The organism is Pseudomonas sp. TWR1-1-4 (assembly GCF_049897165.1).
GTDB classification, from domain to species: Bacteria; Pseudomonadota; Gammaproteobacteria; order Pseudomonadales; family Pseudomonadaceae; genus Aquipseudomonas; species Aquipseudomonas canadensis.
Genome location: NZ_JAFCVS010000005.1, coordinates 298,787 through 323,616, shown reverse-complemented (window position 1 = coordinate 323,616; position 24,830 = coordinate 298,787). Strand labels below are relative to the sequence as shown.

Sequence of the window (24,830 nt, the reverse complement as noted above, 5' to 3'; positions counted from 1 at the left end):
GTGGGAGGGGGAAATGTGGTGAGCGGGCTTGCCCCGCGCTGGGCTGCGAAGCAGCCCAATCAATCTGCGGTGAACCCGGCGGGGGACAAGCCCCCTCACCACAGCACGCTCCCTCCCATAAATTAAATGACAGAAAGTTTTGCCGGATCGGTTTATCGAGGGTAAGTTGCGCGCCGGTTTTGTTGCCGGGCAACAACTTTGGGCCCAACTATTTAAGAGGACCTCCACTTGCCAATTTCTTTATTTCGCAAAGCCATGCTGGTGGGTGCAGGTATCACGCTGACGTTGAGCGTGCAGGCCGCACCGACGGTGCATATTTATAACTGGTCGGATTACATCGGCACCGACACCCTGGCCAACTTCGAAAAGGCCAGCGGCATCAAGCCCGTGTATGACGTGTTTGACTCCAACGAAACCCTGGAAGGCAAGCTGCTGGCCGGGCGTACCGGTTACGACGTGGTGGTGCCGTCCAACCACTTCCTGGGCAAGCAGATCAAAGCCGGGGCGTTCCAGAAGCTCGACAAGTCATTGCTGACGAATTACGCCAACCTTGACCCGGCGCTGCTCAAGCGCCTGGAAAAGAATGACCCGGGCAACCAGTACGCCGTGCCGTACCTGTGGGGCACCAATGGCATTGGTTACAACGTCGATAAAGTGAAGGAAGTGCTGGGCGTCGACCATATCGACTCCTGGGCGGTGCTGTTCGAGCCTGAGAACATGAAGAAGCTGGCGACGTGCGGCGTGTCGTTCATGGACTCGGCGGATGAAATGCTGCCGGCGGTGCTCAACTACATGGGCCTGAACCCCAACAGTACGAACCCGGATGACTACAAGAAGGCCGAAGAGAAGCTGCTGAAAGTGCGGCCGTACGTGACCTACTTCCATTCTTCCAAATACATCTCGGACCTGGCCAACGGCAACATCTGTGTGGCGGCTGGTTTCTCCGGCGATGTGTTTCAGGCCAAGGCCCGTGCGGCCGAGGCGGGCAAGGGCGTGAACATCGCCTACGCGATTCCGAAAGAAGGCGGCAACCTGTGGTTCGACGTGCTGGCCATCCCCAAGGATGCCACCAACGTCAAAGAAGCCCACGCCTTCATCAACTATTTGCTGCAACCTGAGGTGATCGCCCAGGTCAGTGATTACGTCGGTTATGCCAACCCTAACCCTGGGGCGGACAAACTGATGGAGCAATCGATACGCACGGACGAAGCGGTTTACCCACCGCAGGCGGTACTCGACAGGACCTTTGTCAACTTCGAGCTACCCCCGAAAGTGCAACGTTTGATGACCCGTAGCTGGACCAAGGTCAAGACGGGCAAATAAAGCTTTAAAGCTCAAACTATCCTGGGTTCGCCTGCATCGGGCGAACAGCAATTTTGTTGGGAGTTTCGTAAATGGCAGTTGCCTCCGGCGCCTATAAGAAAGCCCTCGAAGGGGACCAGACACCGAAGAAGGTGCTGGTCAAAATCGACCGGGTCACGAAGAAGTTCGACGAGACGATTGCCGTGGACGATGTGTCCCTGGAAATCAAGAAAGGCGAGATCTTCGCCCTGCTCGGCGGTTCGGGTTCGGGCAAGTCCACCTTGCTGCGCATGCTCGCAGGTTTCGAGCGCCCGACCGAGGGCCGCATCTACCTCGACGGTGTGGACATCACTGACATGCCGCCCTATGAGCGGCCGATCAACATGATGTTCCAGTCCTACGCCTTGTTCCCGCACATGACCGTGGCGCAGAACATCGCGTTCGGCCTGCAACAGGACAAGATCCCCAAGGCCGAGATCGACGCCCGCGTGGCCGAGATGCTCAAGCTGGTGCAGATGAGCCAGTACGCCAAGCGCAAGCCGCACCAGTTGTCCGGTGGCCAGCGTCAGCGTGTGGCCCTGGCCCGTTCCCTGGCCAAGCGCCCGAAACTGCTGCTGCTCGATGAGCCCATGGGCGCCCTCGACAAGAAACTGCGTTCGCAGATGCAGCTGGAACTGGTGGAAATCATCGAGCGCGTCGGCGTGACCTGCGTGATGGTGACCCACGACCAGGAAGAGGCCATGACCATGGCCGAGCGCATCGCGATCATGCACCTGGGCTGGATCGCCCAGATCGGCAGCCCGATCGACATCTACGAAACGCCTACCAGCCGTCTGGTGTGCGAGTTCATCGGCAACGTCAACATCTTCGACACCCAAGTGGTCGATGACGCCGAAGGCCATGCGGTGCTCAAGTGCCCGGACCTGGACCGCGACATCTACGTGGGTTACGGCATCGCCACGTCGGTGGAAGACAAGTCGGTGACCTACGCGATTCGCCCGGAAAAACTGCTGGTCACCACCGAAATGCCGACCTGCGAGCACAACTGGTCCAGCGGCAAGGTGCACGACATCGCCTACCTGGGCGGTCACTCGGTGTTCTACGTGGAGCTGCCGAGCGGCAAGCTGGTGCAGTCCTTCGTAGCCAACGCCGAGCGCCGTGGCCAGCGGCCAACCTGGGGTGACCAGGTCTACGTGTGGTGGGAAGACGACAGCGGCGTGGTACTTCGCTCATGAACATGAAGAAGCTCAAGCGCCGCCTGCAACGAATAACGCCCAGTGGCCGTCATGCGGTCATTGGCATTCCCTTCCTGTGGCTGTTCCTGTTCTTCATGCTGCCGTTCTTCATCGTCCTGAAGATCAGTTTTGCCGAAGCCGACGTTGCGATCCCGCCGTACACCGAGATCTACACCTTCGTTGAGCAGAAACTGCAGTTGGTGCTCAACCTGGGCAACTACGCGATGCTCGGCGACGACGAGTTGTACATCGCCGCGTACCTGGGCTCGCTGAAAATGGCGTTCTTCAGCACGCTGCTGTGCCTGCTGATCGGCTACCCGATGGCCTACGCCATTGCCAGTGCGCGCAAAGAGATGCAGACCGTGCTGGTGCTGCTGATCATGATGCCGACCTGGACCGCGATTCTGATCCGCGTTTATGCGTGGATGGGCATCCTCAGCAATAACGGCTTGCTCAATGGCTTCCTGATGTCCATCGGGCTGATCAACGAGCCGCTGCAGATCCTCAACACCAACATTGCGGTGTATATCGGCGTGGTCTATTCGTACTTGCCGTTCATGATCCTGCCGTTGTACGCCAACCTGGTGAAACACGACCAGAGCCTGCTGGAAGCCGCATCCGACCTGGGGTCGAGCACCTTCAACAGCTTCTGGAAAATCACTGTGCCGCTGTCCAAGAACGGCATCATCGCGGGGTGCATGCTGGTGTTCATTCCGGTGGTGGGTGAGTTTGTGATCCCGGAACTGCTGGGTGGCCCGGAAACCCTGATGATCGGTAAAGTGTTGTGGCAAGAATTCTTCAACAACCGTGACTGGCCGGTGGCGTCTGCCCTGGCGGTGGTGATGCTGGCGATCCTGATCGTGCCGATCATCCTGTTCAACCGCAGCCAAGCCAAAGAGATGGAGGGCAAGATATGAAGCGCTTCAGATTCTCCAGCTTTATGCTGGTGGCGGGGTTGTTGTTCATCTACCTGCCGATGCTGATCCTGGTGATCTACTCGTTCAACGAATCCAAGCTGGTGACAGTGTGGGGTGGTTGGTCGATCAAGTGGTACGTGGGCCTGCTGGACAACACCCAGTTGATGGGCTCGGTGGCGCGCTCCCTGGAAATCGCCTGCTACACGGCGGTGGCCGCGGTGGCGCTGGGTACGTTGGCGGCCTTCGTGCTGACACGCATCAGCCAGTTCAAGGGCCGCACGTTGTTCGGTGGCCTGGTGACTGCGCCGTTGGTCATGCCCGAAGTGATCACCGGTCTTTCGCTGTTGCTGCTGTTTGTGGCCATGGCGCAAATGATCGGCTGGCCCCAGGAGCGTGGCATCGTCACCATCTGGATCGCCCACACCACGTTCTGTGCGGCGTATGTGGCGGTGGTGGTGTCGGCGCGACTGCGTGAGCTGGACTTGTCGATCGAAGAAGCGGCGATGGACTTGGGCGCACGGCCGTGGAAGGTGTTCTTCCTGATCACTATCCCGATGATCGCGCCGTCGTTGGCGGCGGGCGGCATGATGTCGTTCGCACTGTCGCTGGATGACTTGGTATTGGCCAGCTTCGTGTCGGGGCCGGGTTCGACCACCTTGCCGATGGAAGTGTTCTCGGCAGTGCGCCTTGGGGTTAAACCCGAGATCAACGCCGTGGCCAGCCTGATCCTGTTGGCGGTGTCCCTGGTGACCTTCCTGGTGTGGTTCTTCAGTCGTCGTGCCGAAGAGATGCGCAAGAAGGCGATCCAGCAAGCCATCGAAGAAGCGGCGGCGGATGGCTGGCAGCAGCCGGACAAGCGTCGGGCGGCTGCACCGGTCTAACTGACGGAATGCGGTAAAGAAGTGGGAGCTGGCTTGCCTGCGATAGCGGTCTATCAGTCGACAGATGAGTCGACTGGCAGGGCCTCATCGCAGGCAAGCCAGCTCCCACAGTTGATTGCATTTCAGGTCAACTATGCAGTCCAGGGAGACTTGCGGATCACCTCTACAAAATTCATCGGCTTGAACCCCGGCTCCTGATCCACCAGCACATCCGTCTTCACGTTGCCAAACGTGGTCTGCGGACGATGGCGCAAGCCGTCGGCAAACGCGCAGATGATGCACTCCTTGAACCCTTCACCGCGTGGATGCGCATGCACCACGGCTTCGCGCTGCACGCTGGAAAACGCGGCGTAGTCCATGCCCAGCACGTCCATTTCCACACCGGCCGTCACCAGCGCCACGGTCGGACGCAGATGCTGCGGTACGCCCGGTGTGGTGTGCAGGACGATGGACAGCCACACTTGTTCGATGTCGTCATCGCTCAGCCCGTAAGGCTTGAGGAAAGCGGCGGCGGCGTTGGCACCGTCGACTTCGAAGCGCTCGTTGTCACTGCGAAGGCCTTCCACCAGGCCCAGGTCATGGAACATCGCGCCGACGTAGAGCAGCTCCGGGTTGTAAGCGAGTTGCTTGCGTTCGCCGCTCAAGGCGCCGAACAGGAATACCCGGCGGGAGTGGTGGTAGAGCAAGTCGGATTCGACGTCGCGGATGTATTCGGTGGTGGCCTTGGCCAGGGCGCTGTCCGGGATCTGGATGCCGGCGATGGTGGTACTCATGGTCGTTCTCCTCAACAAAGCGCCGGGGGTGGCGCCGATGAGTCCAGTCTGGTCGCGTGCCCGCGAAGGGGCTATGGCGGCGAGGGAGCGATCCCGGCCAATGTGCCGTCACATCGTGCCAGCCGGAGTAATCTCTTGAAGCCTGAGAGGATCAAGTGTGGGAGCGGGCTTGCTCGCGAATGCGGTATGTCGGTTAATACATGTGTCGACTGATCCACCGCATTCGCGAGCAAGCCCGCTCCCACATGGGTTTGTGTTCATTCAGTTAACCAAGGCTAACCATTCATGGGCAAAACCGTCGCCATCCTGATCTTCCCCGGCGTCCAGTCACTGGACGTGACCGGCCCCATGGACGTGTTCTGCGAAGCCAACCGTTTTCTACCGCCGCAAGACCATTACCAATTGGACGTGATCGGCTTCGGCCACGGCAGCATGGCCGCTTCCAACGGCCTGTCATTGCAGGCCCACCATCACTACAGCGAAGCCCTGCGAGCCTACGACCTGCTGTTGGTCGCCGGCGGCCCGCAGTTGCCCTTCGAAGACTTCGGCGCCGAGTTCGATGACTGGCTGCGTGGCGCCAGTGCTCGTGCGCAACGTTTCGGCTCGATCTGCAACGGCGCCTTCATGCTGGCACGCGCCGGGCTGTTGGACGGCAAAACCGTGACCACCCATTGGAATGACGCGGCTGATCTGGCGCGCCTGTGCCCCACAGCCCAGGTCGAAGCCGACCGCCTCTACGTGCAGGACGGCAACCTCTACACCTCGGCCGGGGTCACGGCGGGCATCGATCTGTCGCTGTATTTGCTGGCCCAGGATCACGGCCCGGAAATCGCGTTGAGCGTGGCCAAGCGCCTAGTGGTGTTCACCCAGCGCTCGGGCGGGCAGTCGCAGTTCAGTCCGTTCCTCACCCCCCACGCCGAAACCACCTCGGCGGTGGCGCTGGTGCAGCTGTACGTGTTGGCGAACCTGACAGGGGATTTGACCATTGCCGACCTGGCCAAGGCGGCCAATATGAGCGCGCGTAATTTCTCCCGGGTGTTTGCCCGAGAGGCGCGGATCACACCAGCGGAATTTGTCGAACGGGCGCGGGTAGACGCGGCACGGGTCATGCTCGAAAGCAGCCCCGCGCCGCTCAAGACCGTTGCCTACCAATGCGGCTTTCGCGACGCCCAGCACATGCGCAGTGTGTTCAACCGCCGGCTGGGCGTGACGCCGCAACAGTTCCGGCTTAACTTTGCGGCGCCGGTTTGAGGGTGTCGTAGGCTTCCAGTGCGCGCAACGAGTAGATGTACGCCGCGCCCGCATTCAGCGAGATCGCTGTGGCCAGGGTTGCGGCGACTTCTTCGCGAGTGGCGCCGGCCTTGATCGCCGCGTCGGCATGCACGCCGATGCAGCCGTCGCAGCGGGTGGTGATGGCCACGGCGATGGAGATCAGTTCACGGGTCTTGGCGTCGAGCACGTTGTTTTCTTCAGCGGCCTCGCCCAGCGCCATGTAGGCTTTGACCATCTTCGGGTTGCTCTTGCCCAGTGTGCCAAAGGCTTTCTTTACGGTAGGCAGCAAGTCGGACCAGTTATTGAACATTGCGGTAACTCCTGAACAGGTGTGGGTGGTGTGGAGCCAGTCTCTTCCGTTCGGGGGTGGCGTTATTGTTCAATCCGCTCATCTTTTTGACCGATGCTCGCAAATGAATTCGATCGACACGCTCATCGCGCTGGCCAACCTGCGCGGCAGTCTAGATCTACGTTGCCAATTCCAGGGGGAGTGGGCCCTGGGTCATTCACCGGAAAGCCTCGGCGTGGCGCCTTACCACATCGTGCTCAGCGGCACCTGTCGTGCCGAGTTGTCCGGCGGGCAGCAGGTGACGCTGGAGGAGGGCGATATCCTGCTGATGCCCGGCGGTGCCACCCATTTGCTGCGCAGCCAGGGTGCGCGGATTCGGCCGATGCAACCGCAAGTGGTCAGCGGTGGCCTGCTCCCGGTGCATCGCCTGGGCGGCGACCGGCCGGACCTGGACATGCTCTGTGGCAGTTTCCACTACAACCGCCAGTCATTGCTGCTCGGCGCGTTGCCGGAGTACCTGGTGGTGTCCAGCCGCGAGTGGCAGGGCGACGGCCAACTGGCGGCGTTGATCGCGTTATTGCGCAGTGAAGCGGACGGCCAGCAATTGGGCGCGCGCTCCTTTATCGACGCGTTGTCGTCGGCGCTGTTCACGCTGATCCTGCGCACCTGGCTGAGCCGCCAGGCGCCCGTGGCCGGCACCTTCGCGTTGCTCGCCGACAAGCGCTTGAGCAAAGCCTGGCAGGCGATGCTGGCCGATCCGGGGCATGAGTGGACCATCGACAGCCTGGCGGCTGCCGCGACGATGTCACGTGCCACCTTCATGCGTGCGTTCGTGAAAGTGGCGGGCGTATCGCCGTGGGTGCTGCTGACCCAGTTGCGCATGGAACTAGCCTTCAACCTGTTGCGCCAGTCGCACCTGAGCCTGCTGGATATCGCCGCCCAGGTGGGTTACCAGTCCCAGGCGGCGTTCAGCAAGAAATTCAAGGAGACCTATGGCGAGGCGCCGGGCCGGGTGCGGGCACGATAGCCGCTGTAGCGTATATCCAATGTGGGAGCAGTTGACCGAGTTCCAGGCGCTCATCTGGCGGGTAGCAGTTTCAGTGTGCCACGCGTATTCGCCGTCACTTCCTCATCGCTGAAATGCGCCTGCTCATAGCCGCCTTCGATGTAGGTTTCTGCCTGGTCGCCATAGTGCTTGTCGAACGGCACACCGCTTTGGCCGACCGGGTTGATGGTCAACGCGTGGGCCGCGTCGGCGAAGTCGATCAGGCGGCGAGTCGAAGGCCCGTAGGTGACGGGCCACGGTGCCGGGCCGATATTGGCCGATTGGTTATTTGGCACTTCGTGGGTGCCCGGCGCCGGGAACGGGCCGACATTGACGATCAGGTCCAAGGGTTTCTGCGAGCCCAGCGGATGGCCGTGGGTCAGGGTATGGGCCTTGCCCCACTGCCATTGGCTCGGGTCATCGCCGAAGGTGGCCTTGAGGTGCGTGAGGCTGTTGTCCCAGGCGAGCTTGACGGTGTCGGCGCGCTTGCCGTCCCACCACGGCGAATCCGGCGCGGCGGCCAGGCGTGGCAAGGCAGCGTCGATCACGCGGGTGCCGAGCAGGGTCTTGAACATTCCGTCACCCAGTTTCGGGTGGAAGGCGGCGTCAGCCAGGTTGAACAGGAACTGGTTGAACAGCGTGGCGCTGGTCGAGTCCAGCGGGTAGTCACCCTTCCAGCTTGCAAGCTGCTCCACCAGTTTCAACTGCGCCGGATCCTTGACCACCTCACGCAGCACCGGCAACAGCGGCGCCAACAGGCGTGGGCCAAAGGCGGTGGTGGTGCCGAGCTGCAAAGCCTGGCTGTTGTTCACATCCCACTTCACGCTCTTGTCGCTCAGCTGCGCGTTCAACTGTTGGCCGCGATCGGCCAGGTTGTAGTAACCGGGAATCTCCATGCCAGTCGGTGAGACCGGCTGGGCATTGGCCGATACCACGTAACCGCGTGCCGGATTTTCTTCCTGGGGGTTGGCGCTGAAGGGGTAGAAGCCCAGCTTGTCGGCCTGGGAGGTGCTGCCGTCGAGGATAAACCCGGCGTTGACCCCGGCCGGGCGGATCGGCAACTGCGCTGCCGCCCACCAGCCGATATCGCCCTTGGCGTTGGCCCACACGATATTCAGCCCCGGCGCCGACACCTTGGCCGCCGCCGCACGGGCCTTCACCAGCGTGTCGGCACGGTTGAGCTGGTAGAAGCCCTCAAGGATCGGGTTCTGGGTATCGAGGAACGCCCACCACATGGCAATCGGCGTCTTGCCGGCGTTTTCGCCCAGCACGTCATTGATGATCGGGCCGTGGGGGGATTGACGCAGGGTCAACGTCACCGGCGCCTGGCCTTTCACGGCGATTTGCTGCTCGGTGCTGCTCATGTCGACCCATTGGTCGTGGTACCAGACCTGGTTGGGGTTGTCCGGGTTGACCTTCTCGGCGATGAGATCGAGGTCATCGTTCTGGAACATGGTCAGGCTCCAGCCGAAGTCCAGGTTGTGCCCCAGGAACGCCACCGGCACCAGTGCGTTGTGGTAGCCATATAGCTCGAACCCCGGCGCAGACAGCTGCGCCTCGTACCACACCGACGGCACCGAAAAACGGATATGCGGGTCACCGGCCAGCAACGGTTTGCCGCTCTTGGTGCGGTTGCCGCTGATGGCCCAGGCGTTGCTGCCTTCGAACTGCGGCAGGCCGTTGTCGGCCAGGGCCTGTTCGCTCAGGGAGGCGATGGCGCCGAGGGCTTGCCAATCGCTGGTGGCGAGGTTGAGGGCGCCCTTGGGCTGCCAGTCCAGGTCGAAGACTTTCAGGTAGTCACTGCCCAGTTGGTCGCGGATGTACGTCAGCACAGGCTCGGTACGAAACGCGGCGGCAAAGCTGTAGGCCATGTACCCGGCGACGCTGATGGTGTCCTCGGCGGTAAACGGTCGTTTAGGGATGCCCAGCACGTCGAACTCCATCGGGCTGGCGTGGTTGTCCTGATACTGGTTGATCCCGTCCAGATAGGCTTGCAGGGCCTTCCAGTGCGCTGAGTCGTGGTCGAGTTGCGCGACATAGGCGGCCGCGCGGTCGCGAATGCGCAGGCTGCGGAACAACTTGTCGGTCTCCAGCACCTTGGGCCCGAGTACCTCGGCCAGCTCGCCACGGGCCAGGCGTCGCATGATCTCCATCTGGAACAGCCGGTCCTGGGCGTGCACGTAGCCCAGGGCGCGGTAAAGATCGGTTTCGTTCTCGGCTTGGATGTGTGGCACGCCACGGTCGTCGTAACGCACGGTGACCGAGCCTTGCAGGTTGGCCAGTGTTGCCGTGCCCTGGCGGGTGGGCTGCTTGCTGTACAGGTACCAACCGGCGCCGAGGGCGACCAGCACGACAAGAACCGCGAGAACCCGCAAGACGCGCTTCATGAACATTCCTTACCAAGAGTGGGGTGGCGAGTTACGAGCCTTTTGGCCAAGAACAATAGCAGCCCACCGCCAGGGTGTGCGTGGCATTTACCTCGCGTCCTGTTTCAAGGGCCTTCAAGATCGGCTCAATAAAACTGTTGCTGGAATTACACGTGAGGCCTTCGCTGTAGGGCCCGAAGTACGCGAGCTTGCCGCTGCGATCCCAGATACCCACGGCCGGGCTGGCCGGCACCTGCTCGGCGCCGGGCAGGGCGGTGAGGGTTTTCATGCTGCGCAGGTTGTCGGGCAGTTGGCCGTGGCTGCCGGGCTTTTGCAGGGCGTAGAACTCGACGCCTTGGGGCGCGTACTGCTCGATCAGCTCGCCCAGGTGCTGCTGGTTGCCGACGTTGCACGGGCAAGCCGGGTCCCAGAAGTGCACCAGGCGAATCGGGCCGGGGCCGGCAAGGTCGGCGGGTAGCTTCAACGGGTCGCCGGAAAACACCGCCGTGTGCTCGCTGAAGGCGCGCAGGTAGCGGCCCTGGAACCAGTCATACGCTGCCCATAGCACGCCGGCGCAGATAACCAGGATCAGGCTGGCGAACAAGGCGGTGCGGTAGGGCTGTCGCATTCAGTTGTATCCTCGAAGGTCGCGTAGCTTGCCATGCTTGTCCTGACAGATGAATATCGCAGCTCGATATTCATCTTTGCCGCAAGTCTGGAAGCCTTTATGCCCGTTACCTTTGACCCTGATCATCTGCGCGAAAGCTTGCGGCCCCTGGTGGATGCGCAACCGCTTTCAGCCGAGGCGCGGGTCTACCAGCGTTTTTACGGTCTGGACCAGGCCGTGAGCCGTCTGGGGCGTTTCGAAGTGGAGGGTTTTGAGGTGGTGGCGCAGGTGTGGTGGCCGCCCACGCCGGTGGCGACGATGTTCATGTTCCACGGTTTCTACGACCACATGGGGCTGTACCGCCATGTGGTGAAGTGGGCGCTGGAGCAGGGTTTCGTGGTGATCGCCTGCGATTTACCGGGGCACGGCCTGTCCAGTGGCGTGCGTGCCAGCATCGATGATTTTGCGGTGTATCAACAGGTGGTGAATGCGCTGTTCACCCAGGCGCAAGCGCTGCAACTGCCGCAACCCTGGCACCTGTTCGGGCAAAGCACCGGCGGCGCGGTGGTGGTGGATCACCTGCTCAACCATGGCGCCGACAGCCCGGCCCAGGGCAAGACTTTCCTACTGTCACCCCTGGTGCGGCCGCGTGCCTGGGGGTGGTCGCAGGTCAGCTATTACCTGCTGCGCCCGTTCGTCAAAGGCATTGCGCGGCGATTCAGCGAGAACACCCACGATCCGGCGTTCAAGCCGTTCCTGGAAGCCGACCCGCTGCAGCCGCGCCAACTGCCGACCGCCTGGGTCGGCGCCTTGGCGCGCTGGATCAAACGCATCGAAGCCGCACCGCGTAGCCCACGTCGGCCGGTGATTGTGCAGGGTGAGGAAGATATGACGGTGGACTGGCAGCACAACCTGCAGGTGCTACGGAGCAAGTTCGACCAGCCCGAGGTGTTGATGCTGCCGCGTGGCAGGCATCACCTGGCCAATGAGATTCCAGAGATTCGCCAGCAATACTTCAGCTATCTCACCCACCACCTGACCTGACTCACCCCACTGTAGGAGCAGGCAAGCCAGCGCCTACAAGGGGTCAGGGGGCGAGGCTTGAGGTGCTTTGGCCGACAGCCAGCCCGGCACGAATAGCGGCAAGGGCCGCCTGGTAATACGCCTTGCCCTCCGGCGACTCGGCAAACGTCGCGAATTCTTCCAGCTCCGGGTCGGACAAATCCCGATAGACGTACAGCAGCGTGTTGTTCAGATCTTTGTCGATCTGCTGCATCAACCGCTCACGCTGGCCGTTCAACATGCCTTGGGCCTGCCCGCCGCCCAACAGGCCGGGAATCATCTGGCTCAGACTATCGGCCGCCACACCAGCAATCGCCAGGCTGACTTCCGCGCCGGCTTCACGGGCCGGCAGGGCCTGGGCCAGGTGGCCGATGATCAGGCTGCGAGTCGCGTCGGCTTCGATTTTCGGCAGGCCTTGGGCGTTTTTCGCCAATTGATCACGGCGCGTGGCGAGCAACTCGGCGGCGACAATCTTGCGGCCCAGGGGCGATTGGAAAAACGCCAGGGCCGGCTTAGGGTCCGCCAGGTTTTTGCGCAACTGTGCTTCGGCACGCTGGTCCACCGCCTTGGCGGCAAAGCGTTTATTGCTGTTGTCCACCAGCGCCTGGTACACCGCCGGCGGCAGGCTGTTGCGGTAGCGCTGCTGGGCGGCGCTGAGGGCGTCATTGAAATGCGCACGTTGTTCGGCCCAGCCGGCGACCTTGTACAACTGGTCATGGCCGTCTGCCCAGGCGGGCAAAACGCAGAACATCAGCAAGGAAAAAAACAAACGACGCATATGGACTCCTGTCAGTCGGCCACTATTGTCCGTGTCGGGCGTAGGATTTGTCGAGAAGTCCTATCAGTCACCTGACTAAAGTGCAGTCAGACGCTCGGTGGCTCTGTCGGATTCACAGGCGTATGGATACTATGCGCGCCATGCAAATACCCCTCGATCACCCCTTGCTGCAACGTATTGTCGACGACCTGGCCGAAAAGGGCTGGTCCCGGCAGGACGGCTTCCTGCCCCAGGCTCTGACCCTGGAACTGGCGGCTGAGTGCCGTAAACGTGCGGCCGAGGGTGAGCTGGCTCCGGCGGCGGTAGGGCGTGGCCCGGCCCAGGAGATTCGCGAAGGCATTCGCGGTGACCATATCCAGTGGCTGGAGGACGGTGACGCGGCGATCTGCGACACCTACATGGCGCTGATGGACAGCCTGCGTTTGGCGATGAACCGTGGCCTGTTCCTCGGCCTGGAAGATTTCGAGAGCCATTTCGCCATGTACCCGCCGGGGGCGTTCTACCTCAAGCACCTGGACCGTTTTCGCGACGATGACCGGCGCATGGTCTCGGCAGTGATCTACTTGAACGATGCCTGGCTGCCCGAGCATGGTGGCCAGTTGCGCATGTACCTCAAGGACGGCGTCGAATACGATGTGGTGCCCACCGGCGGTTGCCTGGTGGTGTTCCTGTCGGGCGAAGTGCCCCATGAAGTTCTACCCGCCACGCGCGAACGCCTGTCCCTCACTGGTTGGTTTCGTCGGCGGGGTAACGAGCTGTTTTAAGTATGCAAAAGATTCTGATCAGCCGCTGCCTGCTGGGGCACAAGGTGCGCTACGACGGTGGGGCCAGCGGGCCGTTCGACCAGTTGGCGGTGTGGCAGGCCGAAGGCCGTGTGGTTGCCATCTGCCCGGAAGTGTCGGGTGGTTTGCCGACGCCTCGCCCCGCTGCCGAAATTCCAGGCGGGCAAGGCGTGGATGTCTGGGAGGGTCGCGCCCAGGTACTCACCGCCGAGGGCGAAGATTTCAGCGCGGCGTTCCTTGAGGGGGCGCGCCAGGCCCTGGCGCTGGTGCAGCGCCATAACATCCGCATCGCCGTGCTCAAGGCCAATAGCCCGTCGTGCGGCAATCTGCTGACTTACGACGGCACCTTCAGTGGCGTGAAGGTGAGTGGCGAAGGTGTGACGGCTGCGCTGCTCAAGCAGCATGGGGTGTTGGTGTTCAGTGAGCTGGAACTGGCACAAGCCGCGCAGGCATTGCAGGCCTGCAGTTATTGAGTCTGGGCCGCTGGACGGTTGGGGTAATCTACAAGCCACTTCTGCAACAGCTCCCTGAATCGATCGTCGGATTTGAGTCGTTGCAGTGCGTTGTTCAGGCTTGACTTGAATGCCGGGTTGCCCTTCTGGAACGGCATCGCATAAAGGGTCGACGGGCCTGTCATGCGCCCACGGGATTCGCCGTAAGGCTCACTGAAATCGAACCGATCCTGCAATTTGGGAGTCACAGCGATATAGTTCATCGCTACGTCGTACTTGCCGCTTTCCACTCCTGGCAGCAGGTCATTCGCATCGGTGGTAATGAACGATGCGCGCACGTCCATCTCCTTGGCCAGTTGCTCGCCGAGTTCCACTTCCAAACCGGTGAGTTTGTTTCCTTCCTTGAAACTGTATGGCGGGTTGTCGGCCACGAGTGCAATGCGCAGTTCGCCTCGATCAAATACATCATCGAGCAGTTCGGCATGCGCCAAGGGACTTAGAAGGGGAAGCAGCAGTAACAGGCCAGGCGAAAAGCGCATGGTCACTCCTAGAGATTTTTAATGTGCGAGGCGCCGTTCAGCATCGCTTTGCTATGGTGTTGAGTGCCTTGGACAGCAATTTGTCGCGAAGTTGTCATAACCCTACAGATTTCATAGAAAAACTGGAGAAGCGAATGAAAGCCCTTTTGTCCCGTGCCACCCTGGCCTCCCTGCTGCTGGGTGCTTCGATGTTTGCCAACGCCGCTGATGTGCCTCGTACGCCTGCGCCCAAAGGCGCCGAAGTGTTTATCGTCTCGCCCAAAGACGGCGCAACCGTCGACAAAACCTTCACCGTCAAATTCGGCGTCAAGGGCCTGGACCTGGAACCAATCGACAAGCAAGTACCGGGCGCCGGCCACCACCACCTGCTGGTCGACCAGGACGTGACGTCGCTCAAGGCCGACGAAGCCATTCCAGCCACTGCCACGTCGATTCACTTCGGCAAGGCGCAAACCGATACCGAGCTGACCCTCACACCAGGCAAGCACACCTTGCAACTGGTGGCGGGCGACAACGTGCACCGTCAGTTCGAGCCCACTGTAGTCTCGAAAGTGATCACGGTTAACGTTAAGTAAGATTTGTTCAGATGCAAAAAAGGGAGCCCCGAGGGGCTCCCTTTTTCATGTTGCGGCGAAACCTTAGAACAACACGCGGCTACGAATCGTACCGTTGATGTGCTGCAGCTTCTCTTGCGCCAGGTCCGAGTACTCGGCGTCGACGTCGATCACCACGTAGCCAACCTTCTCGTTGGTCTGCAGGAACTGACCGGAGATGTTGATGCCGTTTTCCGCGAAAACCTTGTTGATCTCCATCATCACGCCAGGGATGTTCTGGTGGATGTGCAGCAGACGGTGCTTGCCAGGGTGAGCCGGCAGGGCCACTTCCGGGAAGTTTACGGACGACACCGACGTACCGTTGTCGCTGTACTTGACCAGCTTCTCCGACACTTCCAGGCCAATGTTGGCCTGCGCTTCAGCGGTGGAACCGCCGATGTGCGGGGTCAGGATCACGTTGTCCAGGCCACGCAGCGGGCTTTCGAAGATGTCGTCGTTGGAGCGCGGCTCCACCGGGAACACGTCGATGGCGGCGCCGATCAGGTGCTTGTCCTTGATCGCGTCGGCCAGGGCGTCCAGCTCGACCACGGTGCCACGGGCAGCGTTGATCAGGATGCCGCCTTTCTTGATGGCGCGGATTTCCTTCTCGCCGATCATCCACTGGGTCTCAGCGGTTTCCGGAACGTGCAGGGTCACGATGTCGGACATGCCCAACAGCTCGGTCAGGCTGGCCACTTGCGTGGCGTTGCCCAATGGCAGCTTGGTCAGGGTGTCGTAGAAGAACACCTGCATGCCGAGGCCTTCAGCCAGGACCGACAACTGAGTGCCGATCGAGCCGTAACCGACGATACCCAGCTTCTTGCCGCGGATTTCGAAGGAATTGGCTGCGCTCTTGATCCAGCCGCCACGGTGGCAGGAAGCGTTCTTCTCAGGAATGCCGCGCAACAACAGGATGGCCTCGGCCAGCACCAGCTCCGCAACGGAGCGGGTGTTGGAGTACGGTGCGTTGAACACCGCAATGCCGCGCTCGCGCGCTGCGTTGAGGTCGACCTGGTTGGTGCCGATGCAGAAACAGCCGACCGCCACGAGTTTCTTGGCGTGATCGAAGATCTCTTCGGTCAGCTGAGTGCGGGAGCGAATGCCGATGAAGTGCGCGTCGGCGATCTTTTCCTTGAGTTGGGCTTCCGGCAGAGAACTGGTGATGTACTCAATGCTGGTGTACCCGGCGGCTTTCAGAACGTCGACAGCCGATGGGTGGACGCCTTCCAGAAGAAGGAACTTGATCTTGCTCTTATCGAGAGAAGTCTTGCTCATCTGCGTAAACCTGTATCCCGGAGAAAAATGGCAGGGAATCGAGCAGCACAAGCTGACCCGGACGGCAGGAAAGCCGTCACCGCAGAAACGCCCTTGGGCTCTGTCCTGCGGGGGCGGTATGCTAGCATACGCGCCCCGCTAAACACCTATTCCTGCGACGTGAAGCGTTCTCAGGATGACCATGAATTGTTCGAGAGTTCTGTCGATGACCCATCCTGCCCTGATTGATGAGCTAAAGACCCTGGTTGAGCCCGGCAAAGTGCTGACCGATGCAGACTCCCTGGAGGCTTACGGCAAGGATTGGACCAAGCACTTCGCACCCGCGCCGACCGCCATCGTCTTCCCCAAGACCACTGAGCAGGTCCAGGCTATTGTGCGCTGGGCCAATACCCACAAGGTGGCGCTGGTGCCATCGGGCGGACGTACTGGCTTGTCGGCCGCTGCCGTGGCGGCGAATGGCGAAGTGGTGGTGTCGTTCGACTATATGAACCAGATCCTCGACGTGAACCTCACCGACCGCACCGCCGTGTGCCAGCCGGGCGTGGTCACCAAGCAATTGCAGAACGTCGCTGAAGAAAAGGGCCTGTACTACCCGGTGGACTTCGCATCGTCGGGTTCCAGCCAGATTGGCGGCAATATCGGCACCAATGCCGGCGGGATCAAGGTTATTCGCTACGGCATGACCCGCAACTGGGTGGCCGGCATGAAGGTTGTCACCGGCAAGGGCGACGTACTTGAGCTGAACCGCGACCTGATCAAGAACGCCACCGGCTACGACATGCGCCAGCTGTTCATCGGCGCCGAGGGCACTTTGGGTTTTGTGGTCGAAGCCACCATGCGCCTGGACCGTGCGCCGAAAAACCTCACCGCGATGGTGCTGGGCACCACCGACTTTGATTCGATCATGCCGGTATTGCACGCGTTCCAAAGCAAGCTGGACCTGACCGCCTTCGAATTCTTCTCCGACAAGGCCCTGGCCAAGGTCATGGGCCGTGGCGACGTGCCGGCGCCGTTCGAAACCGAGTGCCCGTTCTATGCGCTGCTGGAATTCGAAGCCACCACCGAAGAAGTCGCCAACCACGCACTGGAAACCTTCGAGCACTGCGTGGAACAAGGCTGGGTGCTGGACGGTGTGATGAGCCAGAGTGAAACCCAGCTGCACAACCTGTGGAAACTGCGCGAGTACATCTCCGAAACCATTTCCCACTGGACCCCGTACAAGAACGATATCTCGGTAACTGTCTCCAAAGTACCGGCGTTCTTGAAGGAAATCGACGCGATCGTCGGCGAACACTACCCAGATTTTGAAATCGTCTGGTTCGGCCACATCGGCGACGGCAACCTGCACCTGAACATCCTCAAGCCAGAAAACCTGAGCAAGGACGAGTTCTTCGCCAAGTGCGCCACCGTGAACAAGTGGGTGTTTGAAACCGTCGAGAAGTACAACGGTTCGATCTCCGCCGAACACGGTGTGGGCATGACCAAGCGTGACTACCTGACCTACAGCCGCTCGCCGGTTGAAATCGAATACATGAAGGCCGTCAAAGCCGTGTTCGACCCGAACGGGATCATGAACCCTGGCAAGATCTTCGCTGTTTAATCGCCCTGAAGGAGTCGTTCCATGAGCTACCAGCACAAGTATGTCGACGGCACCAACATCCACTTTCCGCTCGGCAAAGTGGTGTGTATCGGGCGTAACTATGCCGAACATGCCAAGGAACTGGACAACCCGGTGCCCACCGAGCCGCTGCTGTTCATCAAACCGGGCAGCTGCGTGGTGCCGCTGGAAGGCGGTTTCAGCATCCCGACCGAACGCGGCTCGGTGCACTACGAGGCGGAAATCGCGGTATTGATCGGCAAACCCTTGTCGACCAAGCCCAGCCGTGAAGAAGTGTTGGATGCGATTTCCGGCTTCGCCCCGGCCCTGGACCTGACCCTGCGCGACAAACAGGCCGAGCTGAAAGCCAAGGGCCTGCCGTGGGAAATCGCCAAGTCCTTCGATGGTGCGGCGGTAATCGCGCCGTTCGTGGTGGGCAGCACCTTCCCGGACGTGACCGACATCGGCATCCGCCTGAGCATCAATGGCGAAGTGCGCCAGGATGGCAACAGCGCGCAGATGCTCAACCCGATCATTCCGATGATCCAGCACATGGCCGGTTGCTTCTCGCTGCAAGCGGGCGATGTGATCCTCACCGGCACCCCGGCCGGCGTGGGCCCGCTGAATGTGGGCGATGAGCTGGTGTTGGAGTTGTCGGGTGTGAGCCGCTTCGAAAGCAGCGTTCGCTGAACCCGCTCTTGTAGGAGCCGGCTTGCCGGCGATGGGGTCAGTGCGGTGCAACTGGCACACCCCGTCGATCCCATCGCCGGCAAGCCGGCTTCTACAGTTCAGTCGCTTTTTGCATTTTTTTCACACGCCATCCGGATAATCCTCAGCCTCTTGCGCGCGGGCCTGTGGTTCCTGTGCTATCACCTAACGCTGACTTTCCGGAAAAAGCGCTCAATGGCCGTGTCCTTGCCCTCCGCTACACCCAAGCCGCGTTCTCGGTTTGCCTTGCGCTGGTATTCCTGGCTGTTGCTGGTGGGAGTGATTTCCTACGGCCTTGCCTGGATCATGCACTGGGATGATCGGGGTGTCCTGTGGGTGTTGGAGCGTTTTGAATCGCCCGCTGAACGCCAGGAAAGCGTCTGGCTGCCGGACTACCATGTCGTGATCGACGGCAAGCTTTTGCCGGGCATGGAGAAGGACGAAGCGTCCGACGTCTCCTACAACCCTCAGACCAAAACCCTGTTTTCCGTGATGGGCAAGAACCCGTTCCTCGCTGAGTTGAGCCTGCAAGGCGATGTGCTGCGCAAGATGCCGCTCAACGGCTGGGATAACCCGGAAGGCGTGACAGTGATGGAAAACGGCCTGATCGCCGTGGTCGATGAGCGCCAGCACACACTGACCATCGTCAAGGTCGACGCCACCACCGCGGCGTTGAACAAGGCCGACTTCCCGAGTTATGACCTGGGCCCGTCCAAAGACCAGAACAAAGCCTTTGAAGCCATAACCTGGGACAAGCGCAACCAGCAACTGGTGCTGGGCGAGGAGCGCCCGCCGGCGCTGTTCACCTGGAAAAGCGACGGCGGCCCGACCCTGTCCGGCGATAAGCAAAAGCTGACCAGCAAAGAATTGGACATGCGTAACCTCTCGGCCCTGGCCGTCGACCCGCGCACCGGGCATCTGCTGGTGCTGTCGGCCGACTCTCACCTGCTGCTGGAGTTGGACGAGAAGGGTGAGCAAGTCAGCTTCATGACCCTGCTCGGCGGTTTCAACGGTCTCAAAAACACCATTCCACGGGCGGAAGGCGTGACCATGGATGAGAACGGCACGCTGTACATTGTCAGTGAGCCAAACCTGTTCTATCGTTTCGAAAAGCAGAAATAGCACACCGATTACGTCGGATATGTCTCTATGAGCGGCATTCGCCAGACATCAGGGCGCGTTTAAGTTTAAATTCAGACAGGCGTGATATTCATTCGCCACTTTTGATTTTGAGCCCGCCCGATGCGACGACTAGCCAGCCCCAAACCCCTTCTCATCATGCTTGCGCTGATCGCCTTGGTCAGCGCCGGGGCCGTTGCGCAACATTTCCGCCTGTTCGAGCGCGCCTGGTTCAACTGGCAGGCGTGGCGCCAGCCGACGGATGAACGCTCCATTGGCCTGGCGGACTACCGTGTGACCCTGGAAGCCCAAGTGATCGAGGGGTTGGACGACGATGTGTCGGCCTTGACCTTCGATCCTGTGCGCAAAAGCCTGTTTACCGTCACCAATAAAAACGCCGAACTGATCGAGCTGTCCCTTGAGGGCAAGATCCTTCGGCGGATTCCCTTGATAGGGTTTGGCGATGCCGAGGCGGTGGAATTCATCAGCGACAACATTTACGTGATCAGCGATGAGCGCCAGCAGCGGCTGATCAAAGTGCATGTGGACGACGACACCCAATTCCTCGACGCCGCCGATGCGGAGCAAATGACCCTGGGCCTGCACGTTGGCGGCAACAAGGGGTTTGAGGGGCTGGCCTATGACTCGCTGGGCAAGCGCCTGTTCGTGGCCAAGGAGCGCGATCCGATGCTCATCTACGAGGTCCACGGTTTTCCCCACTTCAAGCCGGAAAAAACCTATTCGGTGCACGTGATCAACAACCCCAAGCGTGATGCCGGATTGTTTGTGCGTGACCTGTCGAGCCTGCAATACGACGAGCGCAGCGGCCATTTACTGGCGCTGTCGGATGAGTCGTTCCTGGTGCTGGAACTGGATATCGACGGTCGCCCGCTGAGCAGTCTGTCACTGCTGAACGGGCGCCATGGCCTGAAAAAGCGGGTGCCTCAGGCCGAAGGGATCGCCATGGATGACGAGGGCGCGTTGTACCTCGTCAGCGAGCCAAACCTGTTTTACGTGTTCAAGAAAACCCATCCCTGAAGTACCGCAGGACCAATGTGGGAGCGCGTCAAACCTTGAGGGTTTTCACGCCTTCGGAGGTGCCCAGCAACAGCACATCCGCTGGACGCGCGGCGAACAGACCGTTGGTGACCACGCCGACGATCGCGTTGATCTGAGTTTCCAGCTCCACCGGATTAGTGATCTGCATGTTGAACACGTCGAGGATGATGTTGCCGTTGTCGGTCAATACGCCTTCGCGGTACACCGGGTCGCCGCCCAGTTTTACCAGCTCTCGGGCCACGTGACTGCGGGCCATAGGGATCACTTCCACCGGCAGCGGGAACGCGCCGAGTACGGGCACCAACTTGCTGGCGTCGGCGATGCAGATAAAGGTCTTGGCCACGGCCGCGACAATTTTCTCGCGGGTCAGGGCTGCGCCGCCGCCTTTGATCAGGTTCAGGTGCTCGTCGCTTTCATCGGCGCCGTCGACGTAGAACTCCAGGTCGCTCACGGTGTTGAGCTCGTACACCGGAATACCATGGCCTTTCAGGCGCGCGGCAGTGGCTTCGGAGCTGGCCACGGCGCCGTCGAATGCACCCTTGTGTTGGGCCAGTGCGTCGATGAAGCAGTTGGCGGTGGAGCCGGTGCCGACACCGACGATGCTCTTGTCGTCGAGTTTAGGAAGGATTAAATCGACGGCGGCCTGGGCCACTGCCTGTTTGAGTTGATCCTGGGTCATGCGGGCTCCGGAACGGGCGGGGAGTTATCGAGGGGCGCGAGTATAACCCAACAAAACCTCTGGATTCGTGTGGTCGCCCGGCCAAACGCTGGGTTAGACTCCTTGGCCCTGCCCAACCTGCTCAGTGATTCCCGCCGATGCTTGAACAGTACGTCAAAAAGATCCTCACCTCGCGCGTCTACGACGTTGCCGTAGAAACCCCGTTGCAGACCGCCCGCCAGCTCTCGGAGCGGCTTGGCAACAAGGTCTGGCTCAAGCGTGAAGACTTGCAGCCGGTGTTCTCGTTCAAGATTCGCGGCGCGTACAACAAGCTGACCCAACTGACGGCTGAGGAACGCGCACGCGGCGTGGTCACGGCGTCGGCCGGCAACCATGCCCAGGGCCTGGCCCTGGCGGCCAAGGTGCTCGGGGTGAAAGCTACTATCGTGATGCCCAAGACCACCCCGGAAATCAAGGTCGAAGGCGTGCGCTCGCGTGGCGGCAAAGTGGTGCTGCATGGCGATTCCTTCCCGGAAGCCCTGGCCTACTCGCTAAAACTGGTCGACGAAAAAGGCTACGTCTACATCCATCCTTATGATGATCCGCACACCATTGCCGGGCAGGGCACCGTGGCGATGGAGATCCTGCGCCAGCATCCGGGGCCTCTGGACGCGATTTTCGTCCCGGTGGGCGGCGGCGGGCTGATTGCCGGAATTGCGGCATACGTGAAATACCTGCGCCCGGACATCAAGGTCATCGGCGTCGAGCCGGACGACTCCAATTGCCTGCAAGCCGCCCTGGCCGCGGGCGAGCGCGTGGTGTTGCCAACCGTTGGTATCTTCGCCGATGGCGTGGCGGTAGCGCAGATCGGCCAGCACACGTTTGATATCTGCAAAGACTATGTAGACGAAGTGATCACCGTGAGCACTGATGAAATCTGTGCGGCGATCAAGGACATCTACGACGACACCCGTTCCATCACCGAGCCGGCAGGGGCATTGGGTGTGGCCGGGATCAAGAAGTACGTCGAGACCCGTGGCGTCACCGGGCAGACCCTGGTTGCCATCGATTCCGGCGCCAACGTCAACTTCGACCGCCTGCGCCATGTAGCCGAGCGCGCTGAGTTGGGTGAGGGCCGCGAAGCCATCATCGCCGTGACCATCCCCGAGAAACCCGGCAGCTTCAAGGCGTTCTGCGAGGCCGTGGGCAAGCGCCAGATCACCGAATTCAACTACCGCTTCCACTCCGGCAGCGAGGCGCACATCTTTGTCGGCGTGCAGACCCACCCGGAAAACGACCCGCGCAGTGCGCTGATCGCCAGCCTGACAGGCCATGGTTTTCCGGTGCTGGACCTGACCGAGAACGAACTGGCCAAGTTGCACATCCGCCATATGGTCGGCGGCCATGCGGCTCACGTCAGCAATGAAGTGGTGTTTCGCTTCGAATTCCCGGAGCGTCCGGGGGCCTTGTTCAACTTTCTTAACAAATTGGGCGGGCGCTGGAACATCTCGATGTTCCACTATCGCAACCACGGCGCAGCCGACGGTCGTGTGGTCGCCGGCCTGCAAGTGCCGGCGAACGAGCGTCACCTGGTACCGGCAGCCCTGGAGGCCATCGGCTACCCGTACTGGGATGAAAGCGATAACCCGGCCTACAAACTGTTCCTCGGTTGAGCGACTACGCTGATGGGGGCGGCCTTTAAGGAAGACGAGACATGGAAACCCTGATCACCCTGAAAGTTATCCACATCGCGGCCACGGTATTGCTGCTGCTTAGCGGCCTGGGCCTGGCGATACTGGCCTGGCGCAAACGCAGCGCGGGTCCGGCGGTGACCGTGCAGCGCCCGTGGGCGTTCGTCTGGTTGTTGATGGGCGTGTGTGTGGTCAGCATGCCGTTTACCGGTTGGTGGCTGGTGCACCTGGTCGGCTGGCCGCTGGGGCAGACCTGGATCCTGGGTTCCAGCCTCCTCTATACCGTGGCGGCGCTGGCCTGGTTCTGGCTGGTGGCGCGGCTCAATCGCCTGCGCAAGGGCGAGGGCGGTAGCCTGAACTTCACGTTGGTGCTGGCGGTGGTCAGCCTGGTGGGGTTCGTGGCGATTGCCGGATTGATGGGTGCCAAGCCCGTGTAGGAGCGAGCTTGCTCGCGAAAAGCGCGAGGATACCGCGTTCATTCAGAATGCCCGCGTCATCATTGACGATTTTCGCGAGCAAGCTCGCTCCTACAGGTGAAACCCATCAGCTTCGCAGCGTAATCACCGGCCAGCCACGTCTCTCAGCTTCAGCCCGCAAATTCGGGTCCGGATCCACTGCCACCGGGTGAGTCACCTGCTCCAATAGCGGCAGGTCATTCATCGAATCGCTATAGAAGTAGCTGTCTTCCAGGCTATACCCGGTCTCTTCCAGCCAACGATTCAAACGCGTCACCTTGCCCTCGCGAAAGCACGGAATATCAGTGCTGCGTCCGGTGTAGCGGCCGTTTTCCATCTCGCATTCGGTGGCGATCAGGGTGTCCACGCCCAGGCGTGCGGCAATCGGCGCGGTGACGAAACGGTTGGTGGCGGTGATGATCACCAGCTTGTCACCGGCGGCGCGGTGCTTGGCCAGCAATTCTGCGGCCAGGGGCAGCATCAGCGGTTCGATGCAGTCGCGCATGAAGTCGTTGTGCCACTCGTCCAGTTGGGCCATCTCGGTGCGGCCGAGGATTTCCAGGCTGAAGTTCAGGTAGGCGGCGTTGTCGAGCTTGCCGGCCAGGTAGTCCTGGTAGAACCCGTCGTTGCGGGCCTTGTAGGCGATCGGGTCAAGAATCCCGCGTTCACAGAGGTAATCGCCCCAGGCGTGATCGCTGTCACCGCCGAGGAGGGTGTTGTCCAAGTCGAATAAAGCCAGGCGCATTGCAGTTACTCGCTGAAATGTCTGTAAAAAGGCGTCCAGAATACGGTCTTTTCACAAGAGTGCACATAAGGTAAGAAGCCTCGTTGCCGCTTCATCAACCTTTGTGGAACAATGCGGCGACATGCGTTTGCGAGGTTGTTGCCGTGATCGACCCCGATGGTTTCCGTCCTAATGTCGGGATTATTCTTACGAATGATGCCGGACAGGTGCTATGGGCTCGCCGAATCAACCAAGATGCCTGGCAGTTTCCTCAAGGTGGAATCAACCCCGACGAAACCCCTGAAGACGCCTTGTACCGTGAGTTGAATGAAGAAGTCGGCCTTGAGCGCGAAGATGTACAAATTCTGGCGTGTACCCGTGGCTGGTTGCGCTATCGTTTGCCGCAACGCCTGGTGCGTACCCACAGCCAACCGCTGTGCATCGGCCAGAAGCAGAAGTGGTTTCTCCTGCGCCTGATCTCCAACGAGCAGCGGGTGCGGATGGATTTGACCGGTAAACCGGAGTTCGATGGTTGGCGCTGGGTCAGCTATTGGTACCCGTTGGGCCAGGTGGTGACATTCAAGCGCGAAGTTTATCGTCGCGCTCTCAAAGAGCTTGCCCCGCGCCTTTTAGCGCGCGACTGACGACGGA

General features: G+C 60.8%; 26 protein-coding genes. 17 read left to right on the top strand and 9 right to left on the bottom strand.

Annotation, left to right across the window (positions count from 1 at the left end; translation table 11 throughout):
- Window positions 1–228 precede the first annotated feature (228 nt).
- From ACP7C6_RS17260 to ACP7C6_RS17245, 4 genes are all read left to right on the top strand, one after another.
- Window positions 229–1,323: a polyamine ABC transporter substrate-binding protein gene (locus tag ACP7C6_RS17260; protein ID WP_016979000.1), complete on the top strand. Its 1,095-nt coding sequence runs from the start codon at window positions 229–231 to the stop codon at window positions 1,321–1,323.
- Window positions 1,324–1,394: 71 nt separating this feature from the next.
- Window positions 1,395–2,537 carry an ABC transporter ATP-binding protein gene (locus ACP7C6_RS17255; RefSeq protein ID WP_028618367.1) on the top strand — a complete coding sequence of 381 codons (1,143 nt, stop codon included), beginning with the start codon at window positions 1,395–1,397 and terminating at the stop codon, window positions 2,535–2,537.
- Complete coding sequence (locus ACP7C6_RS17250) at window positions 2,534–3,454, top strand: ABC transporter permease subunit (protein WP_016979002.1); 921 nt, start codon at window positions 2,534–2,536, stop codon at window positions 3,452–3,454. Before ACP7C6_RS17255 ends, ACP7C6_RS17250 begins: the two co-directional genes overlap by 4 nt.
- Window positions 3,451–4,335, top strand: coding sequence for an ABC transporter permease subunit (locus ACP7C6_RS17245; RefSeq protein WP_033897565.1), 885 nt, complete (start codon window positions 3,451–3,453; stop codon window positions 4,333–4,335). The genes ACP7C6_RS17250 and ACP7C6_RS17245 overlap by 4 nt, the downstream gene beginning before the upstream one ends.
- A gap of 131 nt (window positions 4,336–4,466) precedes the next feature.
- Here ACP7C6_RS17245 and ACP7C6_RS17240 read toward each other — a convergent pair whose 3' ends face one another.
- The gene (locus ACP7C6_RS17240; protein ID WP_426109034.1) at window positions 4,467–5,108 is read right to left on the bottom strand and encodes an HD domain-containing protein; all 642 of its coding nucleotides are present in this window, start codon (window positions 5,106–5,108) and stop codon (window positions 4,467–4,469) included.
- A 285-nt stretch (window positions 5,109–5,393) separates the two neighbouring features.
- Here ACP7C6_RS17240 and ACP7C6_RS17235 point away from each other — a divergent pair, with 285 nt between their 5' ends.
- On the top strand, window positions 5,394–6,359 hold the full coding sequence (locus tag ACP7C6_RS17235; RefSeq protein ID WP_028618365.1) for a GlxA family transcriptional regulator: 966 nt from the start codon (window positions 5,394–5,396) through the stop codon (window positions 6,357–6,359).
- Here ACP7C6_RS17235 and ACP7C6_RS17230 read toward each other — a convergent pair.
- Window positions 6,337–6,690 (bottom strand): carboxymuconolactone decarboxylase family protein, encoded by a 354-nt coding sequence (locus ACP7C6_RS17230; protein WP_028618364.1) that lies wholly within the window; start codon window positions 6,688–6,690, stop codon window positions 6,337–6,339. The genes ACP7C6_RS17235 and ACP7C6_RS17230 overlap by 23 nt on opposite strands.
- Window positions 6,691–6,793: 103 nt before the next feature.
- Here ACP7C6_RS17230 and ACP7C6_RS17225 point away from each other — a divergent pair, with 103 nt between their 5' ends.
- Entirely contained in the window at window positions 6,794–7,696 is a 903-nt protein-coding gene (locus ACP7C6_RS17225; RefSeq protein ID WP_028618363.1) for an AraC family transcriptional regulator, read from the top strand.
- Window positions 7,697–7,746: 50 nt separating this feature from the next.
- On the opposite strand, the gene ACP7C6_RS17220 is transcribed toward ACP7C6_RS17225, so the two are convergent.
- Together ACP7C6_RS17220 and ACP7C6_RS17215 are read right to left on the bottom strand one after the other, a co-directional pair.
- Window positions 7,747–10,101, bottom strand: coding sequence for a penicillin acylase family protein (locus tag ACP7C6_RS17220; RefSeq protein ID WP_426109033.1), 2,355 nt, complete (start codon window positions 10,099–10,101; stop codon window positions 7,747–7,749).
- A 31-nt stretch (window positions 10,102–10,132) separates the two neighbouring features.
- Entirely contained in the window at window positions 10,133–10,708 is a 576-nt protein-coding gene (locus tag ACP7C6_RS17215; protein ID WP_028618361.1) for a DUF6436 domain-containing protein, read from the bottom strand.
- Window positions 10,709–10,807: 99 nt separating this feature from the next.
- Between ACP7C6_RS17215 and ACP7C6_RS17210 the strand changes: the two genes are divergently transcribed.
- Window positions 10,808–11,731 carry an alpha/beta hydrolase gene (locus ACP7C6_RS17210; protein WP_028618360.1) on the top strand — a complete coding sequence of 308 codons (924 nt, stop codon included), beginning with the start codon at window positions 10,808–10,810 and terminating at the stop codon, window positions 11,729–11,731.
- A gap of 43 nt (window positions 11,732–11,774) precedes the next feature.
- Here the strand turns inward: ACP7C6_RS17210 and ACP7C6_RS17205 are convergent, their stop codons facing one another.
- Complete coding sequence (locus ACP7C6_RS17205) at window positions 11,775–12,527, bottom strand: DUF2059 domain-containing protein (RefSeq protein ID WP_028618359.1); 753 nt, start codon at window positions 12,525–12,527, stop codon at window positions 11,775–11,777.
- A 131-nt stretch (window positions 12,528–12,658) separates the two neighbouring features.
- Here ACP7C6_RS17205 and ACP7C6_RS17200 point away from each other — a divergent pair, with 131 nt between their 5' ends.
- Both ACP7C6_RS17200 and ACP7C6_RS17195 read left to right on the top strand, forming a co-directional pair.
- Window positions 12,659–13,291 (top strand): 2OG-Fe(II) oxygenase, encoded by a 633-nt coding sequence (locus tag ACP7C6_RS17200; RefSeq protein WP_426109119.1) that lies wholly within the window; start codon window positions 12,659–12,661, stop codon window positions 13,289–13,291.
- A gap of 2 nt (window positions 13,292–13,293) precedes the next feature.
- On the top strand, window positions 13,294–13,782 hold the full coding sequence (locus ACP7C6_RS17195; protein WP_426109032.1) for a DUF523 domain-containing protein: 489 nt from the start codon (window positions 13,294–13,296) through the stop codon (window positions 13,780–13,782).
- Here ACP7C6_RS17195 and ACP7C6_RS17190 read toward each other — a convergent pair.
- Complete coding sequence (locus ACP7C6_RS17190; protein ID WP_426109031.1) at window positions 13,776–14,300, bottom strand: transporter substrate-binding domain-containing protein; 525 nt, start codon at window positions 14,298–14,300, stop codon at window positions 13,776–13,778. The two genes, ACP7C6_RS17195 and ACP7C6_RS17190, sit on opposite strands and share 7 nt — an antisense overlap.
- 134 nt (window positions 14,301–14,434) lie before the next feature.
- On the opposite strand from ACP7C6_RS17190, the gene ACP7C6_RS17185 reads away from it, so the two are divergent.
- Window positions 14,435–14,875 carry a DUF4399 domain-containing protein gene (locus ACP7C6_RS17185; protein ID WP_426109030.1) on the top strand — a complete coding sequence of 147 codons (441 nt, stop codon included), beginning with the start codon at window positions 14,435–14,437 and terminating at the stop codon, window positions 14,873–14,875.
- 63 nt (window positions 14,876–14,938) lie between these two features.
- Here the strand turns inward: ACP7C6_RS17185 and serA are convergent, their stop codons facing one another.
- On the bottom strand, window positions 14,939–16,168 hold the full coding sequence (serA, locus tag ACP7C6_RS17180; RefSeq protein WP_003195214.1) for a phosphoglycerate dehydrogenase: 1,230 nt from the start codon (window positions 16,166–16,168) through the stop codon (window positions 14,939–14,941).
- A gap of 205 nt (window positions 16,169–16,373) precedes the next feature.
- Here serA and ACP7C6_RS17175 point away from each other — a divergent pair, with 205 nt between their 5' ends.
- The 4 genes from ACP7C6_RS17175 (at window position 16,374) to ACP7C6_RS17160 (ending at window position 20,630) form a co-directional block, all read left to right on the top strand.
- Window positions 16,374–17,768, top strand: coding sequence for an FAD-binding oxidoreductase (locus ACP7C6_RS17175; protein ID WP_016979015.1), 1,395 nt, complete (start codon window positions 16,374–16,376; stop codon window positions 17,766–17,768).
- Between the two features lie 21 nt (window positions 17,769–17,789).
- Entirely contained in the window at window positions 17,790–18,455 is a 666-nt protein-coding gene (locus ACP7C6_RS17170) for a fumarylacetoacetate hydrolase family protein (protein WP_028618354.1), read from the top strand.
- Window positions 18,456–18,668: 213 nt separating this feature from the next.
- A complete protein-coding gene (locus tag ACP7C6_RS17165) occupies window positions 18,669–19,595 on the top strand; it encodes an SdiA-regulated domain-containing protein (RefSeq protein ID WP_028618353.1) in 927 nt (308 codons plus the stop codon).
- Between the two features lie 120 nt (window positions 19,596–19,715).
- Complete coding sequence (locus ACP7C6_RS17160) at window positions 19,716–20,630, top strand: SdiA-regulated domain-containing protein (protein WP_308908113.1); 915 nt, start codon at window positions 19,716–19,718, stop codon at window positions 20,628–20,630.
- Window positions 20,631–20,658: 28 nt separating this feature from the next.
- Here the strand turns inward: ACP7C6_RS17160 and rpiA are convergent, their stop codons facing one another.
- Complete coding sequence (gene rpiA, locus ACP7C6_RS17155) at window positions 20,659–21,330, bottom strand: ribose-5-phosphate isomerase RpiA (RefSeq protein ID WP_068936376.1); 672 nt, start codon at window positions 21,328–21,330, stop codon at window positions 20,659–20,661.
- 137 nt (window positions 21,331–21,467) lie between these two features.
- On the opposite strand from rpiA, the gene ilvA reads away from it, so the two are divergent.
- Together ilvA and ACP7C6_RS17145 are read left to right on the top strand one after the other, a co-directional pair.
- Window positions 21,468–22,982, top strand: coding sequence for a threonine ammonia-lyase, biosynthetic (ilvA, locus tag ACP7C6_RS17150; protein WP_028618350.1), 1,515 nt, complete (start codon window positions 21,468–21,470; stop codon window positions 22,980–22,982).
- Between the two features lie 41 nt (window positions 22,983–23,023).
- On the top strand, window positions 23,024–23,437 hold the full coding sequence (locus tag ACP7C6_RS17145; RefSeq protein ID WP_028618349.1) for a DUF2269 family protein: 414 nt from the start codon (window positions 23,024–23,026) through the stop codon (window positions 23,435–23,437).
- 106 nt (window positions 23,438–23,543) lie between these two features.
- Here ACP7C6_RS17145 and ACP7C6_RS17140 read toward each other — a convergent pair whose 3' ends face one another.
- Window positions 23,544–24,200, bottom strand: coding sequence for an HAD family hydrolase (locus ACP7C6_RS17140; RefSeq protein ID WP_028618348.1), 657 nt, complete (start codon window positions 24,198–24,200; stop codon window positions 23,544–23,546).
- A gap of 143 nt (window positions 24,201–24,343) precedes the next feature.
- Here ACP7C6_RS17140 and ACP7C6_RS17135 point away from each other — a divergent pair, with 143 nt between their 5' ends.
- Entirely contained in the window at window positions 24,344–24,823 is a 480-nt protein-coding gene (locus ACP7C6_RS17135; RefSeq protein WP_003176750.1) for an RNA pyrophosphohydrolase, read from the top strand.
- Window positions 24,824–24,830 lie beyond the last annotated feature (7 nt).